The following is an 830-nucleotide window of genomic DNA, read 5'->3' as shown; positions in this document are numbered from 1 at the left end:
TACGCGTGGTGCTAGTTGATTTGTTTTAAAGTATCTACTAACAAACATTGTTCGATTCTGGTTTGAAAGCCATCTAATGAACGAGCCCTATTTCTTTCCAAATCAAAGGTATTTCCCCAGCGAGAAAATACTGTCTCGATTCGCCTTCTATCACGTGTTAACAATCTACTATTAATTCCATCTTTAAGCATATTTTTACGCTTGGGTGTCCAGAAATCGACACCTATACAAGCTAGCCTTAACTTCAATTTCTTACTCAAATAACCAGCGTCCGCTAGGACGTGTGGACATGAATATTCGTCCATTAAAGTGGGTACCATGTTGATGTCATGAAGGGACGCCTTAGTAATTGTATAAGCAACTGGAATTCCTTGATTGGTAACCTCAAAACTACCTTTGAACCCGTAATACCACTGCTTTTTAGTAGAATTATATCCAATGTTAGCGTACGGCTTTAAAAGCCTAGCGCGATGGTTGCGAATAGGATGACATAAAGGCATGGGAAAACTATCGACGATTGTGTAGGTAGGATTAGGGACACTTGTTTTAACTAGGCCTTCACGAATCAACTTAAAGATTTCCAAAGCGTTAACACTGATCCGATTAAATCGAGAACGTTCAGGAAGGCCAGTAAAACCAATGCTTAGAAGAAATCTATAGAATAAGCGTTGATTGGTCATACCTAATTCAACTTGCCAACAAAGTAAGGCCAATAAATGGACATCACTTAGTTTGGCTAGTTGATGATTTTTTCGAAATCTGATTGAAATGGGTACAAACCGTTGGTACAACGGTGATAGAATATTGATCCACTTTACTAGTGGTGATTG

The 830-nt window shown here is 38.7% G+C and carries 1 protein-coding gene; it reads right to left on the bottom strand.

Annotated elements, in window-relative coordinates; all coding sequences use genetic code 11:
- Positions 1-11: 11 nt before the first annotated feature.
- A partial coding sequence (locus FD31_RS13770; RefSeq protein WP_057893333.1) for an IS982 family transposase occupies positions 12-830 on the bottom strand: 819 nt, incomplete at its 5' end.

It is taken from the genome of Companilactobacillus nantensis DSM 16982, assembly GCF_001435815.1.
Taxonomy (GTDB): Bacteria; Bacillota; Bacilli; order Lactobacillales; family Lactobacillaceae; genus Companilactobacillus; species Companilactobacillus nantensis.
This window is presented reverse-complemented; position numbering and strand designations above follow the sequence as displayed.